Origin of the sequence: Larkinella sp., from assembly GCF_965227735.1 — a bacterium.
Classification (GTDB): domain Bacteria; phylum Bacteroidota; class Bacteroidia; order Cytophagales; family Spirosomataceae; genus Larkinella.
This window is the reverse complement of sequence record NZ_OZ245776.1, coordinates 3359893-3378935: the sequence shown is the minus strand read 5'-3', so window position 1 is coordinate 3378935 and position 19043 is coordinate 3359893. Positions and strand designations below refer to the sequence as shown.

The window sequence follows — 19043 nt, the reverse complement described above, 5'->3', positions numbered from 1 at the left end:
AATCACTGGATAAAATCATATTATTCCTAAAAACATGACCTTAAATCGTCGCGTTTTCCTCCATCAACTGGGCTTGGGCGTTGCAGGCCTGGGTCTGATCGGCTCCCTGCCGACGACGCTCCAGGCGGCTCCGTTGCGTTCGTTCCGGCTACCCCGCAGCCTGCCCGAAGCGCAGGGCGTTTCGTCGGCGGGTTTGCTGGATTTTGTCAATGCCGTTGAAGCCGCGAAGCTCAATCTGCACAGTCTAATGGTGGTGCGGCATGGTCAGGTGGTGGCGGAAGGCTGGTGGGCGCCCTACGCCCCCGATCTCAAACACACGCTGTATTCGCTTAGCAAGAGCTTTACATCGTCGGCCATTGGCCTGGCGGTGGCCGAAAAGCGGTTGACGGTCGACGACAAGGTGGTTTCATTTTTTCCGAACGAGGTTCCGGCTACGGTCAGCGCCAACCTGGCGGCCATGCGGGTGAAGGATTTGCTGACGATGGCAACGGGTCACGACAAGGATTCGACGGGCGCACTTCGGTCCGATCCCGATCAGAACTGGGTGAAAGCGTTTCTGGCCCAGCCGGTCGAACACGAACCCGGCACGTTTTTCGTCTACAACAGCGGAGCTACCTACATGCTGTCGGCCATTATTCAGAAAGTGACGGGTCAGCCGTTGCTGGTTTACCTGAAACCCCGGCTTTTCGATCCGCTGGGCATCGAGGGAGCTGATTGGGAAACCGATCCGAAAGGCATCGCGACCGGCGGTTGGGGGCTTCGCGTGCGCACCGAGGACATTGCGAAGTTTGGCCAGTTATACCTGAAAAAAGGCCTCTGGAACGGCAAGCGGATTTTGCCCGAAGCCTGGATCGAAGACGCTACCAAATTCCAGATTCAATCAAAGGGCGGCTCGCGCCCGAAGGAAGAAAACGACTGGCTGCAAGGCTACGGCTACCAGTTCTGGCGGTGCCGCAACGGCGCGTACCGGGGGGATGGGGCCTACGGTCAATATTGCATTGTGATGCCGGAGAAAGATACGGTAATTGCCATTACGAGCGAAACGAGTGATATGCAGGGCATTCTGGATCAGGTCTGGAAGCACATTCTGCCCGGCATTCAGCCGGAGGCCATCGCGGCCAAACCGGCGGTTCCGCTGAAACAGAAACTAGCCGCGCTGGCGTTGCCGCTGCCAGCCGGACAAGCTACGTCACCGACGGTGGCGCGGGTGACGGGAAAACCGTATCAGATGGCCGACAATTCGCTGAACATCAAACGGGTTTCGCTGGCTTTTCAGAATGGGTCCTGCGTCTGCACGCTGCACGACGACCAGGGCGAACACCGGGTGGTTTGCGGTTTGGGAAACTGGAAAGAAGCGGAATCCGATTTATCGACCGTTCCGCTGAAACTCGTTCCGACGGCAGTGCCGAAAGAAACCAAAACGAAACTGGCCGGGAGTGGTGCCTGGAGTGACGAAAATACGTTTACGATGACGTGGCGGTTTATCGAAACGGCCCATTACGAGAACGTAACCTGCCGGTTTTCGGGCGACGATCTGCGGCTTGAATTCCGGAAAAGCCTGGCGGTTTTGTCAAACACCAAAGACCCGCGCCCGGTGCTGGAAGGGAAGTTGACGGGGACGGTTTCGCAAGGCAAGTGAGCGGATTCACTGGGTTGATCTTAAGGCCCGTAATTGCCCTGCTACTTGAATCCGACTCCCAGGGACAGCCCAAACCAGGAAGCCTGAAAGCGATTGTTGGCAATGATCGGATTCCAATAGAGCCGAAAATGGGCACCGGTTCGCTTGGGTTGAAGCCGAAGGCCGAGATTAAAGGCCCCGAATACGCTGGTGCCGTGGAAAGACAGATCGCCATTGACGGCGTCGGTGCCCGATGCGCTGGCTCGAAAAAGCGTTAGTCCGCCCCCGGCTTCGAAGGACGCGCGACTATTGCCAACTACATAATTGACCAGAATGGGCAGAGAAAGCACCCCGATTGAAGCCGAGGTCGTTCCATCCGAAGCCGAGGCACTGATGCCGCCTATGCCGCCCCGAATGCCCAGACCGTCAAGGCGGCCTTTCTGAAACCTCGTATCAAAATTGATGGACAGCCCCAACCCACTGCCCAGTGCTTCGACATAAATGGCTTTGGCAGTTCGGTCTGCCGGAATCTCCTGAGCCTGAGAAAGGAAGGGTAGAACGCCGATGATGAAGGTAAAAAGTGTTTTCATGAAAATATGTGGATTTAATCTTATTTTTTCCAATAATAACACTTTTCACTCAAACCATGAAAATTTATCAACGCTCATAAACCCTGTTCATCGGCAAACTGAATCAATTCGGCCAGATTATTGACCGACAGCTTGTAATAGATATTCTTGCGGTGGATTTTAACGGTTTCGGTCAATAGAAAAAGCTGCTTGGCAATTTCAGATGTGTCGATTCCCTGTTTCAGGAGGGCGATAATTTCCAGCTCTCGGGGCGATAGTTTAAACCGTTTCAGAAGATCATCTTCGGGGTGTTGCGTTCCGGCCTTGCTGCCCGATTTCGGATCGAAGTACGGAATACCGTCGACAACGTTTTGCAGGCAGGTGAACAACTCTTGCTGGGAGGCACTTTTCAGGAGGTAACCGGCAACACCGATGGCCTTCAGTTCATCGACAAACGTCTGGTAACTGTACATCGACATAATGATGACCCGAACCCGCGGAAACGCCTGAACGACCTCGCGGGCTCTGTTCAGCCCATTTCGGTTGGGCAGGTTGATGTCCAGCAGAACCAGATCAGGGTGTACATTCTGAATGGCCGGCACAACGTCCGTTCCGGTATATACCTGATCGACCACCTGATAGCGGGAGTCGACCGACCGGAGCAGGCTGTGCAGGCCGTCGTTAAACACCTGATGGTCGTCGGCAATCAGAATGGTGGTTGGTTTAACAGCAGAAGTCATGCATTTACGAATCAATAGGCACCTCCAGAATGATGGTTGTTCCGCGTTCGCCGGAATCGACCAGTAACTTCGACTTCAGATACGTAACCCGGGAGCGAATATTGCGCAGCCCGATTCCGGCGGGTTTGTTAGGCACGGTTGCCGAATACCCCCGACCGTCGTCTTCGACCAATAAAGATACCTGTTGTGGATAAAAAAGCAACTGAATCGTGATCTGCTTTGCTCTGGCATGCCGGATGGCATTCTGAATGAGTTCAACCGCAATCCGGTAAATGGTCAGCTCTACTTCATTGTCGAGCCGTCGCTCCGGGCCAAAGGAGATGAACAGAAAGTAAATCCCGGAATTGGCTTCGACCCGGTTTACGGTTTCGTGCAGGGCTTCGGTCAGGCCGAGCCGGACAAACTCCGGCGGCATCAGGTTGTGGGAAATGTGCCGAAGGTCGCGAATCGCTTTTTCCATCAGCCTGATTGGCTGCAACAAGGCATCGTCGGGTTCGTGAACGATTTCGAGTTGTACCTTAACGGCCGCCAGCGTCGATCCAAGGTCGTCGTGTAAATCGGCCGCCAGCCGTTGTCGTTCGCCCTCCTGCGCCTGCAATACCTGTTTCATCTCGTGCCGTTGCCGACTCAGTTTCATTTGGGTATAAAGCCGGACGGCACTCCCGGCCAGCAGGAGCAGACTCAGGATGGCCACCAGCCGAAACCCGGTCGTTTGCCACCACGGTGGATGAATGATGACCTGAATCGACGTTCCCTTTTCATTCCAGACCCCATCGTTGTTCGACCCCTTGACCCGGAAAACGTACGTTCCGGGATCCAGGTTGGTATAGCTCACATACCGTCGCGAGCCACTGTACACCCAGTCTTTTTCCAGACCTGCCAGTTGGTAGGCGTACTGGTTTTTGGCAGGATTCACGTAATTCAGGGCCGCAAATTCAAAGGAGAAAAAGTTTTCATCGTAGTTCAGGTGCAGGGTTCGGGCTTCTATTTGACCGGCGATGGGTTTGTCGAACAATTTGGCCTGCGTAATCACCACCGGTGGAACATGGCGGTTGGTCGTTAGCTGCCGGGGATCGAACGTAACGAATCCATTCTCACCGCCGAAGTACAGCACACCGCTTTTCCCCTTGAAATGGGCCTTTTTGAACCCGTCGCCGGGCAAACCGTCACTGACATCGTAATTGATAAAGGTCTTGTCGGCAAACGAAAACCGGGAGAGGCCCTTGGCCGTTCCCAGCCACAACTGCCCCTGATTGTCTTCCTGAATGGAAAAAATAGAATGATCGGCCAGCCCGTCGGCCTGCGTAAAGACCTGAAACGTTTCGGTTTCATTCTCAAATCGGCACAGCCCTCCACCGGCAGTCCCCAGCCACAGGTCCCCTTTTGAATCCTGAAAGATGCTGGGAACGGCATCCGAAGGCAGGCTGCCCGGTTTGCGACGATCCGGACGGTAGTGCGTAAACCGCCCGGTTTTCCGGTCGAGCCGATTAAGGGCTACGCTGCCCGTGCCAATCCAGAGGTTTCCCCGCTTGTCTTCGCAGATCGAAATTGCCCAGGCATCGCTGATGCCATTCGCATTTTTTGGATCATACGCATAGTGGGTTACGTGACCCGTTTTTCGGTCGAAGCTTTTGATCCCGTTGTTGGTACCCAGCCAAAGCAGACCCTGTCGATCTTCGTAAAGGGTGAAGATCGCGCCATTGCCGCCGAGTCCCGGATAGCGGAGGGTGTCCTGCGTAAACGGAATGAAGGTTTCCGTTTGCCGGTTGAACAGCGCCAGGTCGCCCTGGCTACCCACCCACAGGTTGCCGTCCCGGTCTTCGAGCAGGGCATTCACATGGCGTTTCGGCTGCCCCCTGGGCTGGTTAGGGGCGAATTGGTACGTCTTAAAGCGGCCCGTTCGTTGGTCGAACCGGTCCAGTCCGGCTCCGGTGGCCAGCCAGACGATGCCGGTTCGGTCTTCCAGAATGGCATCGACATATTTATTGCTCAAGGACGAAACCGGAGCGGAAAGCGGTCGGTAATGCTGGAACGGTTGCTGGCGGGGATGCGCCCGGTCAACGCCCTCACCCCAAATGCTGACCCACAACAAACCGGATCGGTCCACCAGGAGGGCGTTGACGAAAGAACCGCGCAAGCTCAGCGGATTTTCCGGGTCGTGCTGCACCTGCGTGAAGCGGGTGCGTTCGGGATTGAGCTGAAACAAACCCTGCGTATTGGTGCCAATCCAAAGGTTCCCCTGCTGATCTTCGGCAAAGTGCCTGAACTTTCGGTTGATGATGGCATTGATGGCCGGCGACGGGCTCAGCGTGTAGGGGTAATGCCGGAACGTCCCGCTTTGCCGGTCAAACTGGTTCAGGCCGTTTTCGGTGCTGATCCACAACATACCCACATGGTCTTCATACAGTTCCCGCACCTCATCGTGGCTCAGACTACGGGAATTGGCGGGGTCGTGCCGGTAGGTTGTAAAGTGAACGGAAGCGGTTTTTCCGGCTCCGGCCGGGTTGCGACTCATCCGGTGCAGCCCCTGTTGACTGCCCACCCACAACGTCCCGGTTTTATCACGATAAATCGTGTTGACTTCCGGGATTTTCCCGGTGGAAGCCTTTTCGGCCAGCAAGGTCGCATAGTTGAAGCGGGAATAGGTACCGGTTTTTTTGTCGAATTTCCGGAGTTCGGGCGTGCCGTTCGCTACCCACAAATCACCTTCCCGGTCTTCCACAAGGGTGTTTATCGTTCCATAATGGAGGGTTTGGGGAGTGGGGCCGTAACAGGTAAAGGTTTCAGTCTGTTTATCAAATTTACAAATGCCCTGCCCCATCAGGCCGAGCCAGAGGCAGCCATCCCGGTCTTCCATTAACTGAATCACGGAATTGCCCGCGAGCGAGGTGGTATCTCCGGGAATCTTTTTGTAGGTCGTAACCGTGTAGCCGTCGTATTTGCTGAGGCCATTGTCGGTCGCAAACCACATGTACCCCTCGCGGTCCTGAAGCAGGGCATACACCACATTATTCGCCAGCCCCTCGCTGATGCCCAGGTGTTCGAAGCGGAGCTGGCGGGCCGTCTGAGCATGGCTCCACACGCTCAATGAGCAACTGAACAAGAGAATGATACACCACAGACGGGTCATGGCAGCGGTTTTTGAGCTAGATCCATCAATCGGTTTCAATGACTACCTTGACCGTGTGAATTTGTCCGGCATTCGAAAGCCGCAACAGGTACAGGCCCGGCGCGGTTTTCAGCCTGACCGGCACCGGGCCAGTCGGTTTGCTGGCGTAGGAACGGCTGTAGACTTTGCGGCCCAGGTTATCCACCACGTCCAGATCCCCCGACCGGAAGGCGTCGGGCCACTCCACCCAGAACGTTCCGTTGCCGGGATTCGGGTACACATTCAAGGTGCCTGGCGTCGGCTCTACCGCCGTAATGATCATCGGGTCCGAGTCGTTGTAGCAGCCACCTTGTCCGGTCACGCGGACGGTATAGGTTCCGGCACCCGGATTGCGCAGAACCTGGCGCGTCGAATCCGGCAGCGGCTGACCATCTCGGTACCACTGATTCCCCGTCGCACTGCTTGATCGAAAACCATTGCTTTCCGGGGTCACGGTTGGCTTGGGCGGTTTAGGGGAGAAGTTCATGGTGACATAATCGGAGGTCGGCCCTTCCAGATTGCCCCGTTTGGGCGTCACCGCCACGGAAGCGCTCTGCTTGATGAACCGGGTGCTGCTGGTGGTCGTCACCGAGGGTCCGTCTTTGGTCAGCCACGTATACGAACTGAAATTATCGGGCGCTTTCAGCGCGACGCTGTCGCCCGTGCAAAGGGGGACGGGGGTAGTGACGGATAACGCCGGTTTTTCGATGCGAACCGAAACCGGTTTTGACAGGGCCGAACAACCATCCTGGGAAACCCGAACGGTATAATCGCCCAAAAAGGCCGCGACGGCGGTGTCACGCGTGGTTTCGGTCCAGCGTTCTCCGTTAATGAGCCAGTTAAAGCTCGTGAATTTTCCCGCTGGCGTGACCCGCAGCCGGAATCGATCCGGGAAGGTTTCAACGGTAATAACCGGTATTTCGGGACCCGGTTTTAATGTGACGGTAACCCCTTGAACGCTACTCACTTCCTGCTCGCATCGTTTGGCTTTCGCCGTATACAAACCGCCCTGTGTCACGGCCAGCGTATGGCCTTTGGCACCACTGATTTCCTGCTCATTCCGGAACCAGCGAACATCCGTGAAATTGGTCGAAAGCCGGAGCGTCGCCGTATCGCCCGGACAAAGTTCGGTGGCGCCGGTAGTGGAAATAGTCAGTGGTTCAGCGGTGTTGCACAGGGGCGGATCGAGCAGCAGGAGCGGGTCGCCGAAGAGATACTGGCTATCATTAAACGTGTAGCTGTGTCGATAGGCATCGCTGGTGTACGCACCGTTGGCAAGAAGCCGAAAGGTCTGATTTTCCTTGAATTTTTCCAGCAGGGGCGACTGGTTTTCAGGAGCGAAGACGAAGATCGGCACCGAATAGGCGTTCACAAAAAGCGTGTTCCCTTTTGCCAGATACGTTCCCGCCATATAATCCCGCACGTCAATCCCGCCCAATGAGCAGGAGACAAAGTCAAAAATCAGCGTGTTGAGTTTTTCCAGATTCTGAATATGGGTTGGCGTAATACCAAAGTAATGGAGGCCGGGTGATCCGTGGCCGTTATAGGTGACAATTTCGTACGATTGACTACCCAACTTTTTGAGGTAATCATCGCGCCAGATCGGATCGTCGCCGTGAAAATCCGAACCGTATTTTTGGGGGACGTTGATGGTATCGTTGTTGCGCCAGCGGCCGGTCATCTGTTCAATGAGAGAGGGGAAACTGCCGTCGTAACGAAACGTGTCGGCGATGAGGACTTTCCGGTCGAATTTAAACTGACCGGTTTTAAACCGGTGTAGCTTTTCAAAGTACCGCAAAATGTAGTCTTTGCCTTCTTCGGAACGGGTGGGCACGAGGGCACCGTAGGAAATATCGGTGGTGGAGGATTGAAAAAATGGGGTCGCGATGTCATTGGGAATCGGGTTGGTGCCCACCGCCTGGCAATCATACCGTCGGTTGATGAAGGCATTTTGCTGGCTATCATACGGGAAGTCCTGATTCAAAATCTTGGCGTAGACACCGATACCGGGTAAGCTAAAAACGTCGCCCGGCCCGGCCTGATTGGTTGCGGGGTTCAGGCGGTACGACCGAATGTAGGTACTGGCATTTTGCCCGATGAAAAACAAGTAATGCAAGGGCGTCGCTGCATCGAAATACCGGTTTTGGATGTGCTCGTAGAGCTTTCCGCGCTCCGGCTGGTTATTGCCGAGATAAAACGGCTCGAAAACCAGTTCTGGATCAGCGCGGATGGCGTCGGCTTTATACGTCGAGATGGCCTGGTCGATCTGCGGATCATTTTCGTATGATTTATCGAGAATCAGCAACACCTTTTTGGGTTTTTTCGGGAAAGAGCCGGTTTGGTATTGCACTTGAGCCAGTTCCTCCCCGTCGCATCCTGTCCACTTAGTAAGGGTGAAGTAGTAACTGGTATTTTCTTTCAACCCCCCGATGGGGATCTGCAGCGTTCGGGCCGCCTGATTGACCGCCGTATTGGAAATAAACACAATCCGATTGGGAGCCTGAACATCCGGTGATGTTTTCAGGACCAGTGTAAACCAGGTGGGACTTTTCAGGCTCACTTCTGTCCCAAAAGTAACCAGCACAGAAACCGCGTCACCGGGTCTTCTGCCGTCCGTTGAAATAGCCATCGTGGCATTCTGGACCTTGCGGGTGTTAGCCGTTCGCGAATTCGCCGTTGACTTGATTTGGTAAAAACCGTTCGGATCGAAGTGGATGGAAGTGGATTGACCGAAGGCCAAAGACGCGCCAGCAAGGAGGAAGAAACTGCAAAGCATGAAGCGTTGAAAACCGCTGCTTTTTGCGCTCGAAATTCGTCGGTTTAGGAGAAGGGCTGCCATACCTGCAAGACACCGGTTTTGGGCATAGGGTTGGATAAGAAGTTTATAAAAGTACAAATTCTGTAAACTATAAACCTATTATCATAAACCATAAAATAAAAACCGTAAAACCGCCTTTCACGGCTGGCTGTTCCTGATCAGCGTAGCGTAGAACCGGATCATGTTCCGGTAGTCTTTCAGGCTGATTCGTTCGTTGGTGCCGTGAACCCGCTGGGTGTCTTCGTCGTTCATGGGCGTGGGCGAAAACCGGTAGATTTGCGGACAAATCCGGGCGTAAAACCGGGAGTCTGTGCCGCCCAGCGTTAGATACGGTGTGACGATGGTTTCGGGAAAAACGCCCTTGATCGTTCGGTGTATCCGCTCGAAACCGAGTGCATCCGGATCGGAAACCGGTGAAGGCTGGCTGATGAATTTTTTCAGTACATTGACCTGAATTCGCTCATCGTCAATGACTTCCTTTACACGTTCGGCAACGGTCTCCACCGTTTCGCCGGGCAGAATCCGGAAGTTGATGGTGGCCGTGGCTTCAATCGGCAGCACGTTGTCTTTCACCCCCGCCTGAAAAATCGTGGGTGCGGTGGTGGTCCGCAGCGTCGCATTGCCGGAATTCGACTGCGCCATGATGCGGGTGATGAGGGGCGCAAACAACCACTGGTTGGCAAACACGATCCGCTGCCCGAACGGCATTTCGGGACCGATGTAGGTAAACATCTGATCCAGCCCCGCATCCAGCCGTGCCGGAAACGGGTTCTTTTCCAGCTTGCTCACCGCTTCGGCCACCAGCCCGATGCTGGTCTGTTTCGGTGGCATCGACGAATGCCCACCCTTGCTAACGGTCGTCAGCTCAATGCTGGCGTAGCCTTTTTCGCCGATTCCGATGAGAGCGACCGGTTTGGGAAGGCCCGGAATGCCGTCGGTTTTAATCACCCCACCTTCGTCCAGTACGTATTCCAGCGTAATTTTCCGCCGTTCCAGTTCGGCGGCCATGGTTTGAGCACCCCGAAAACCGGTCACTTCTTCGTCCTGTCCGTAGGCCAGCATGATCGTCCGTTCGGGCTGAAAACCGGTGGCCAGCAGCCCTTCCACGGCTTCGAGTTGCGCCATAACGCTGCTTTTGTCGTCCAGCGTGCCCCGGCCATACAGAAAACCGCCTTCCAACAACCCGTCGAACGGTGGTCGTTTCCACATTTTCTGGGTTCCCTGAATCACCGGGACGACGTCGTAGTGCCCCGTCAGCAACGCCGGTTTCAGCGCCGGATTTTTGCCTTTCCATTCGTAGAGTAAACCGTACCGGTTAAACGTCTCGCGTTTGAGCTGGCTATGAATCCGGGGGAAGGATTGCTGGAGCAGGCTGAGAAATTTCTCAAACTGGGTCGTGTCCGTCAGCGACTCATCGGAATACGAAACTGTTCGCAGCCGCAATGCCGCCACCAGCCGGTTCACGGCTGAATCGCCCACCGCAACGGCGGCAACGGGGGGAACATCGCTCAGTTGCTTTGAGGAAAAGCGGAGGGTATTGACCAGCAGAACAAGCAGCAGGACAGCCAATCCAATCAGGAGCCAGCGGAGTCTTTTCATTTTTCTAAATCATGCCCCGTGCTTTCAGTTCCAGGTATTTATTGACGGTGTCGGCGGTCAGGTTCTGCGGAGCGGTCAGAATGGCCTGAATACCGTATTGTTGTAATTCTTTGACGATCAGTTTTTTCTCGTAATAAAACTTCTCGGCAATGGTTTTCTGATAGATTTCTTCCGTGGTACTGGCCGGGTTGTTCAATAACGTTTTTAATTCGGTATTTTCAAAAAAAACGACGATCAGCAGGTGGTCTTTGGCCATCCGGCGCAGGTACGGCAGTTGCCGACGCATGGCGTTAACCGTCTCAAAATTAGTAAATAAGAGCAATAAACTCCGCTGGCGAATGTGTCGGCGGAGGTTGGTATACAGGGCTTCGTAATCCGATTCCAGAAACCGGGTTTTCTGCCGGTACAACACTTCCAGAATTTTCTGCATGTGGCCCGGCCGTCGCTCGGCGGTCACGAGTTGTCCGATTTGTTCCGAGAAGGTCAGCAGCCCGGCACGGTCCTGTTTAAGCAGGGCGATGTTGCTCAAAACGAGCGTCGCGTTGATGGCATAATCCAGCAAACTGAGTCCTTCAAACGGCGATTTCATGACGCGGCCTTTGTCGATGAGGCAATAGATGGCCTGCGATTTTTCGTCCCGGAACGCGTTCACCATCAGATCACTCCGGCGGGCGGTGGCTTTCCAGTTGATCGTCCGGACGTCGTCGCCCCGGTTGTAGGCCCGCACCTGTTCAAATTCCATGCTGTGCCCGATCCGGCGGACTTTTTTGATCCCCACCTCACTCAGCCGGTTCGAAATGGCCAGCAATTCATACTGCCGCATTTGCAGGAACGACGGAAAAACCGCCACCATCTTGTTCTGTGAAAATTGATACCGCCGTTTCAATAACCGCAGGGGCGTCATTGCGTAGACATTCACGGCGCCGAAATTATATTCTCCCCGCCTGGTTGGCCGCAGTTCGTAGCGCAGCGTTTTGGTTTCGTTGGGCTTTAGCGTGGCCGTAAACAGCACATCCCGTTTCTGGAACTGGAACGGGATTTCATCGATAATTTCGACCTGGGCCGGAAAGGAATAGCGGTTTTCGAGGTAAATGGTCACCGGGTTTTCGTCGCCGTTCGAGAGCCGGTCGGGGAGTTCGCGTCGCGCAAAAAAAGCCGCCCGTTGGGTTGGGTTTCGGAACAGCAGAATGCCGTCCAGCAGGCACAACGCTACCAAAACCGCCAGCAGCAGTTTGACAAACGGGAACAGTACCGGAAATACGTACGCCAGAATGAACAGCAATACGAACGCGATCAGCAGGAGCCAGACGCGGGTGGAAACGTAGAGTGCGCGGAAAAGGATCATCGCGGCACCTCAATCTTCTGCACCACCTGACCAATCACCTCATCCGCTGTGCCGCCTTCCATTTCGCGTTCGGGGGTGAGTAACACGCGGTGGCGCAACACCGGCGCGGCCAGTTCCTGCACGTCTTCGGGTGTGACAAAATCGCGGCCCCGGAGTGTGGCGAGGGCTTTGGAACTGTTCAGGAGCGCCACCGACGCCCGGGGCGAGGCTCCCAGAAACAGCGATTTGTGCGTACGCGTACTCTGCACGATCTGGGCGATGTATTCAAACAGTTTATCTTCGATGTGAACCCGGTGAACCTGAGCCCGCAACGCCTGCAACTGATCCGCCGTGAGAGACGACTGAACGGCTTCGACCGCGTCGGCCAGATTCCGGCGTTCGTGGTGGCCTTTCAGGATGTTCACTTCTTCCAGCACGTTGGGATACCCGACGACGACTTTGAACAAAAAACGGTCGAGCTGGGCTTCGGGCAGCCGGTAAGTGCCTTCCTGCTCGACGGGATTCTGGGTCGCCAGCACCAGAAACGGGTCGGCCAGCAGATACGTAATGCCGTCGTTGGTGGCCTGCCGCTCTTCCATCACCTCAAACAAAGCCGCCTGGGTTTTGGCCGGAGCGCGGTTGATTTCGTCGATCAGCACGATGTTGGAGAAAATCGGCCCCCGGCGGTATTCAAAATCCGTGGTTTTGGGGTTGAAAATGGACGTTCCCAAAACATCGGACGGCATCAGGTCGGGCGTAAACTGAATCCGGCTGAAATCGACCGAAATGGTTTTGGCCAGTAGCTTGGCAATCAGCGTTTTGGCTACGCCTGGAACGCCTTCGATCAGCACGTGGCCATCGGCGAGCAAGGCCGTCAGGAGCAAATCGATGGTTTGGTGTTGCCCGACGATGACCTTGCCGATTTCGGCCCGAATGGCATCGACGGCGGTTTTAAGTTCGGTTAAATCTAAGCGGTTTTCGTAGAGAGACATGGTGTGAATTCGCAGTTACGCTTTCGCCTGTATATAAAAATTTTCAATCAACTCATTCAATCGAATCAAATCGTACTCGCTCATGATCTGCTGTTGCGAAAAAGCAATTTGGCGGAATAAGGCCTGAACATCCGGCTCCGAAACGCCACTTTTCCGCGCCAGGGCCAGCTTGAACTCTTCGTCAGGCATGGCGGTATTCAGCCCAAATTGTTCCCGAACATACGCCAGAAAATACTGAATCTTCTTCTGGGCCAGATTCCCGTGGTCGGCACGCTGGAAATACAAACGGCCCACGTTTTGCACAAATGCCAGTGAGGTATTCTTCAGCGGTTCGACCAGCGGAATGACGCGCTGGGTTCGTTTTCCCGCAAAAATAACGTACAGCAGCAAACCCAGAATGGTGAGGTAATAAGCCCAGGTCAAGGGTGGCTGCGTCAGAATATACCGCAGAAGCGACTGCTCATCCTCATCGAAACGCCCCAGTTTCTGGTATTCATCCCAGAAAGTCGGCCGGGCGGGCAGATAGGACAGGGCTTTGTAGGCATAATCGGCGGTAGATGAGTCGAGAACGTAGAAATTGGTAAACGCCAGCGGCAGGTTGTGGATGAAAAAAGCGCCTTTGCCATATTGAATTTTGATGAAAATAGGCTCGTTTCGGGCATTGCGGCCCAAAACCGTCGTTTGGGAGGCTTTCGTGGTGACCAGAAAATTTCGTCCGTCGTCGTGCCGGAAGTGGTAATCGATCCGGTTTTTCAGCTCCGGATTGGTGAAATTCATGCCCAGGGTCGTATCGCGCAAGGTGGGCCTTTTCAGATCGGCGCGAAAACCGAGCAGCCTTGCCAGTGAATCCGGGAATTCGTAGGCTGAAATAAAAACCGTATTGCCCTGATTGGCATATTCCAGCAGCTTCTTCCGATCAAAACCGCTCAATTTCAGCGTATGACAAACGAAGATATAGTTGCTACGGGCGGGTAAGGTGCTATCCGAGAGGTGGTTGTAAACCGGCAGGCGCAGACTTTTTACGGGTTGCTGGTTCATAACGTCCGGCAACAGGTCGAACAACACCCGGGTACCGAACGGAATTTTATCTTTGTTCGTGTAGGTGGGATTCCAGTCGATGGGTTTCGGGCGATAAAATTCGAACAGCCCATACGCAACGATGGTTGTAATCAGAAAAAGAAGGTATTTGTTCGGTTTCAAACGGTATGGGTTTATTTCCTGCCACTTGACAAGCGGTTTGTGTGGGCATCCGCACAAATGACATGCCGGTTTATCTGCAAGTTATAATAAGTTAGAAACCTGCAACCAAACAAATTTTCATAACTTTCCTGCTTGCTAAACAAAATTCCTGTTTTATGAAAAAAGTCTTATGGATCGTCGGCGGCCTTGCGGTTTTAGTACTCATCGGTTTTTTTGGACTTCGTTCGTTTACCAAGTCGTCCAGCCCGGAAGCGGTTGCGACCAGTGACCAGAATGGCGTTCAGGTGAAAGTAGAATATTGCCAGCCGTATAAAAAAGGGCGCAAAATTTTTGGCGGTTTGGTACCGTACGGCGAAGTCTGGCGGACGGGCGCAAACGAAGCGACGATCATTACGATCGATCAGAACGTCACCGTGGCCGGGCAACCGCTGGATGAAGGCGAATATTCGCTCTGGACCATCCCGTCGGAAGGCAGTTGGATGGTTATTTTCAACCGGGAAACCGGGCAGTGGGGAACCAGTTACGACCAGACCAAAGATGTTTTGCGGGTGCCGGTGGCAGCCCGGAAACGCAATGCGGTGGCCGAACAGTTCTACATTAGTTTTGCGCCCCAGGCGGGCGGGAGCGACATGCTGCTGGCCTGGGATCAAACTGAGGCCATTGTGCCGATTCGGCTCCGCGAAAATCAATAGAGAGCGGATTGTGTGATCAATTCGTTGAAACCGGGTCCGAACGGGGCATGAACTATTTTGTAATTGTTTTCAGTATTTTCTGGTTTGGCCGGAGTGTGTACGCGCAGAAAACCATTTCTGCGGTGCCACTCAGTCCGCGCATTGCGAATTACCAGATTCAGGTTGAACTCAACACCGAAACGAAGCGGCTGGAAGGAAAAGAGACGCTGGTCTGGAAAAACCCGTCGAACGAGTTCGTTCGTGACCTACAGTTTCATTTGTATCTGAATGCTTTCCGGAACCTTCAATCTACCTTCATGCGCGAATCGGGGGGGCAGTTGCGGGGTGAGTTTATCGATAAAAACGACCCGGAAGCCTTCGGATCGATCGATATCGTGTCGATGAAAACTCGGGCCGGAGCATCGGGTGAAGCCGAAAACCTGACGGGTAACTACCGGTTTATCCAGCCCGACGATGCGAATGCCGACGACCAGACCGTGATCCGCGTACCGCTCAGCAAACCGGTTGCGCCCGGCGAAAGCATCACGCTCGACATTGCGTTTCGGGCCAAATTGCCTAAAATTTTTGCCCGAACCGGCTACAGCCGCGATTTTTTCCTGATTGGGCAGTGGTTTCCCAAGATCGGGGTGTATGAACCGGCCGGAACCCGCTACGCCACACAAGGGCAATGGAATTGCCATCAATTTCACGCCCATTCGGAGTTCTACGCCGATTTTGGGGTCTACGACGTCGCCATGACCATACCGGCAACCTTCCGCGTTGGTGCGACCGGTCAGTTGAAAAGTGAGCGACGAAATCCGAATGGCACCAAAACCCAGCGCTGGTATGCCGAAGATGTGGTGGATTTTGCCTGGACGGCTTCCCCGGATTTTGACGTGTTTGACGACCGCTGGCGGCACGTTTCGATTCGTGCCCTGATGCAACCCGAACACGCCAGTCAGGCGCAACGGCACATCGATGCGGCCAAAGTTGCGCTCGCCTATTTTGATAAACACCTGGGGCGGTATCCGTTTGCCACGCTCACCATCGTGGACCCGCCCGTGTGGGCGCTGGGCGCGTCGGGAATGGAATACCCCACTTTTATCACCGCCGGAACAAGCTGGGGAATGCCCACCGGAATGCGGCTACCGGAACAGGTAACCATCCATGAGTTTGGGCATCAGTACTTTATGCAATTGCTGGCGACCAACGAATTTGAGGAAGCGTGGATGGACGAGGGCTTCAACCAGTATTACGAAGGCCGGATCATGGACGAAACTTACGGCCCGAAATCGTCAGTGATCGATCTGTTCGGCTACCGAATGGGCAATCTGGAGTTGTCGCGCACATCCTATGTTCACCTCGACCATCCGGCGATTGCGCCTTCTTTCGGCAATGTCTGGCAACTGCCCGACGACTATTATGGCGAACTGACCTACTTCAAACCCGCCACCTGGATGCGGACGCTCGACGGGCTGGTGGGCCGCCCGGTGATGGACGAAATCATGCGGACGTATTTTAACCGGTGGCAATTCAAACACCCTAACGCCGGTAACTTCATTGCGATTGTGAATGAGATCGTTCAGAAACGGCTGGGCAACCGGTTCGGGCCGGATATGAGCTGGTTTTTCGATCAGGTACTCTACGGTAATCAGGTTTGTGACTATGAATTGCACGCCGTACGCAGTACGAAGCAGGGGAGTATGTACCGATCCGCCATTACGGTATACCGGAAAGGCGATGCGCAATTGCCGGTGGAGGTGCTGGTGCATTTCGCAAACGGAAAAGAAGAACTTCTGCATTGGGACGGAAAGGCCCGCTCCCACACCTTTACGCTGACGCAGCCGACCCGCGCCGACTGGGCCAAAGTCGATCCGCAGCAGAAAATTTACATTGATAGTAACCTGAACAACAACAGCTTTACGACCCGTCCACCCGCCAGCCCGGCCGCTAAATATGCCGCAAAACTGATGTTCTGGGCGCAAAACTGGATGCAGTGGCTGGCGTGGCTTGCTTGATTTGAACACGGACTAATGAACGCGACCCTAGTCTTTTTATGTATTGTTATTGAATCAAAATGGTGATTTTTAGTGCCTTAAACGTCGTCGTTCGTTCGTGGCGTATGGTTTTTTGGGTGTATTTTGTTCATTTTCTAGTGGGTTTGCTGGTCTTACTTCCGGCCTACGCAACGCTCCAAAGTGAAGCCGGTTCTTCCCTGGCGTATTTGGAATTACTGAATAGCTTCGATTATACGGTTTACAGCGATTTCATGCAAAACAGCGAATCCGCTATCGATCCGTTGCTGGCCGTCGGGAGTTGGCTGGGTGTTTTGTATCTGATTCTCAGTGTGTTTTTTTCGGGCGGTATGTTGCTGTATGTATCACCCTCGGCCGAACACCTTCGGCAGGCGTTCCGGCTGAGCTGGTTTCTAGCGGCCAGTGTTGAGTGCTTCGGGCGGTTTTTTCGATTATTTTTCAGCATCGCCAGCATCCTGTTGGCGTTGGCTTTTGTCGGTATGCTTTTCGCCGGCTTGCTGGCCTACAGCCTGAGCGATCTGCTGAATGAGCAAAGCATGATTTATCTCCTGATGGCCTGTTTTTTTGTATTTGCATTCTTCGCGTTGCTGGTGCTTTGCCTGGGAGATTACGCCAAAATTCTACTGTTTCGTCAGGATGACACCCGGGTATTTCTGGCGTTCGGTCAGGCATTGCGGTTTGTTTTGGCCCATTTCCGAACAATTTTTGGTTATTATCTGCTCCTGATGAGTATAGGAGCAGGTTGTTTTGCTATCTACTTCCTGATCGAGTCCTGGATTGTCACCAGCGGCTGGCTCCCGATTATTCTGCTGTTCATCGTTCAGCAACTCTTCATCTTTTCAAGAGTAGCGCTGAAAGTCTGGACCCTGGCAACCGCCATGCAGGTGATCGTCCACCACGAAGCGCAACCGACTCCATATCAACCGATTTAAACCACCGGTCTGGCACTACCTTTGCGGATAAGTTGGTCAAATGTGGCTAAATCGGTAACTTGCCATTCATTCTATTTTCCTAACATCCTTTTACCAAACGAATGCATTCTACAGTTCCTCCCCCGCCAAAGGTATCGTACAAATCCCTGTTTGGCCTTCCGGTCATTGTCGCTGCACTGGGCTACTTTGTCGACATCTACGATTTGTTACTATTTGGCATTGTCCGCGTTCCGAGCCTCAAAGATTTGGGGTTGAACGACGAGCAGATTTCCCGCGTTGGGGCCAACATTCTGAACTGGCAAATGGGCGGGTTGCTCATCGGCGGTATTCTTTGGGGCGTTCTGGGCGATAAACGCGGGCGGCTTTCCGTACTTTTCGGGTCCATCATTACCTATTCCATTGCCAACATCGCCTGCGGTTTCATCGACCGTGTCACGTTCATGGACCCGACCGATTATTACGCAGCCATGCGGTTTGTGGCGGGTGTCGGGCTGGCGGGCGAACTGGGCGCGGGCATCACGCTCGTTTCCGAAGTGTTGCCCAAACAACTGCGTGCCATCGGCACGTCGCTGGTGGCCGGGGTCGGGTTGTTTGGTGCGGTTGTCGCGTATTTCACCGTCGAACTGTTCAACTGGCAAAATGCGTTTCTGATCGGTGGCGCCATGGGAATCGGCTTACTTCTGCTCCGGATCGGGGTCATTGAGTCCGGCATGTTTACGCAGGTGTCTGAACAGAAACACGTTCAGAAAGGCAATTTCTTCGCATTTTTCACCAACTGGGAGCGGTTTTCGAAATACATGAAATGCATCGGCATCGGTCTGCCAACCTGGTTTGTAATCGGTATTCTCGCGACGTTCAGCAATGAATTTGGCCTGGCGTTTGGCATCGCCGAACCGGTTAAACCGGGTCTGACCATCATGTGGTGTTACATCGGCCTGGCCATTGGCGACCTGGCGAGTGGTGTCATCAGTCAGGGCCTCAAATCGCGCAAGCAGGCGGTTTCACTGTTGATGGGCTTCACCCTGGTTGTTAGTCTGATTTACGTGTACGTAGCACCGAAAACCGTCATGGGGCTTTACATGTATTTTCTGGCGATGGGCTTCGGCATCGGCTACTGGGCCATGTTTGTCACCATCGGTGCCGAACAATTTGGTACGAACCTCCGGGCCACTGCCGCCACCACCGTGCCGAACATGGTACGCGGAACGGTTATTCTCATGACCAGTCTCTATGCGTATCTTAAACCGTCTCTCGACATCGTCAATGCGGGCGTGGCCGTTGGAATTATCAGCTTTGCGATCGGCTTCTATTCCATTCTGACCATTCCCGAAACACATGGGAAAGATCTTAACTACTTGGAGGAATAAAGGATAAGTTGCTGAAAATGATAAATGTA

At 54.0% G+C, this 19043-nt stretch carries 13 protein-coding genes; 5 read left to right on the top strand and 8 right to left on the bottom strand.

Annotated features, from left to right (window positions below; genetic code table 11):
* Positions 1 to 34 precede the first annotated feature (34 nt).
* The gene (locus tag ACO064_RS12925) at positions 35 to 1639 is read left to right on the top strand and encodes a serine hydrolase domain-containing protein (RefSeq protein ID WP_421827757.1); all 1605 of its coding nucleotides are present in this window, start codon (positions 35 to 37) and stop codon (positions 1637 to 1639) included.
* A 41-nt stretch (positions 1640 to 1680) separates the two neighbouring features.
* On the opposite strand, the gene ACO064_RS12920 is transcribed toward ACO064_RS12925, so the two are convergent.
* The 8 genes from ACO064_RS12920 to ACO064_RS12885 all read right to left on the bottom strand — a co-directional run bounded on the left by ACO064_RS12920 (position 1681) and on the right by ACO064_RS12885 (position 14008).
* Entirely contained in the window at positions 1681 to 2208 is a 528-nt protein-coding gene (locus ACO064_RS12920; protein WP_421827756.1) for a hypothetical protein, read from the bottom strand.
* A gap of 74 nt (positions 2209 to 2282) precedes the next feature.
* Positions 2283 to 2927, bottom strand: a complete 645-nt coding sequence (locus ACO064_RS12915; protein WP_421827755.1) for a response regulator — start codon at positions 2925 to 2927, stop codon at positions 2283 to 2285.
* Between the two features lie 4 nt (positions 2928 to 2931).
* Positions 2932 to 6057 (bottom strand): sensor histidine kinase, encoded by a 3126-nt coding sequence (locus tag ACO064_RS12910; RefSeq protein ID WP_421827754.1) that lies wholly within the window; start codon positions 6055 to 6057, stop codon positions 2932 to 2934.
* 25 nt (positions 6058 to 6082) lie between these two features.
* A complete protein-coding gene (locus tag ACO064_RS12905) occupies positions 6083 to 8914 on the bottom strand; it encodes a T9SS type A sorting domain-containing protein (protein WP_421827753.1) in 2832 nt (943 codons plus the stop codon).
* 117 nt (positions 8915 to 9031) lie between these two features.
* Positions 9032 to 10492 (bottom strand): M20 family peptidase, encoded by a 1461-nt coding sequence (locus ACO064_RS12900; protein WP_421827752.1) that lies wholly within the window; start codon positions 10490 to 10492, stop codon positions 9032 to 9034.
* A 4-nt stretch (positions 10493 to 10496) separates the two neighbouring features.
* Positions 10497 to 11837 (bottom strand): DUF58 domain-containing protein, encoded by a 1341-nt coding sequence (locus ACO064_RS12895; protein ID WP_421827751.1) that lies wholly within the window; start codon positions 11835 to 11837, stop codon positions 10497 to 10499.
* Complete coding sequence (locus tag ACO064_RS12890; protein WP_421827750.1) at positions 11834 to 12808, bottom strand: AAA family ATPase; 975 nt, start codon at positions 12806 to 12808, stop codon at positions 11834 to 11836. The genes ACO064_RS12895 and ACO064_RS12890 overlap by 4 nt, the downstream gene beginning before the upstream one ends.
* Before the next feature lie 15 nt (positions 12809 to 12823).
* The gene (locus ACO064_RS12885; protein ID WP_421827749.1) at positions 12824 to 14008 is read right to left on the bottom strand and encodes a DUF4350 domain-containing protein; all 1185 of its coding nucleotides are present in this window, start codon (positions 14006 to 14008) and stop codon (positions 12824 to 12826) included.
* Positions 14009 to 14163: 155 nt separating this feature from the next.
* Between ACO064_RS12885 and ACO064_RS12880 the strand changes: the two genes are divergently transcribed.
* The 4 genes from ACO064_RS12880 (at position 14164) to ACO064_RS12865 (ending at position 19014) form a co-directional block, all read left to right on the top strand.
* Entirely contained in the window at positions 14164 to 14700 is a 537-nt protein-coding gene (locus ACO064_RS12880; RefSeq protein WP_150877005.1) for a DUF2911 domain-containing protein, read from the top strand.
* Between the two features lie 47 nt (positions 14701 to 14747).
* Complete coding sequence (locus tag ACO064_RS12875) at positions 14748 to 16697, top strand: M1 family metallopeptidase (protein WP_421827748.1); 1950 nt, start codon at positions 14748 to 14750, stop codon at positions 16695 to 16697.
* A 59-nt stretch (positions 16698 to 16756) separates the two neighbouring features.
* Entirely contained in the window at positions 16757 to 17647 is an 891-nt protein-coding gene (locus ACO064_RS12870) for a hypothetical protein (protein WP_421827747.1), read from the top strand.
* 101 nt (positions 17648 to 17748) lie between these two features.
* Positions 17749 to 19014 (top strand): MFS transporter, encoded by a 1266-nt coding sequence (locus tag ACO064_RS12865; protein WP_421827746.1) that lies wholly within the window; start codon positions 17749 to 17751, stop codon positions 19012 to 19014.
* Positions 19015 to 19043: the final 29 nt, after the last annotated feature.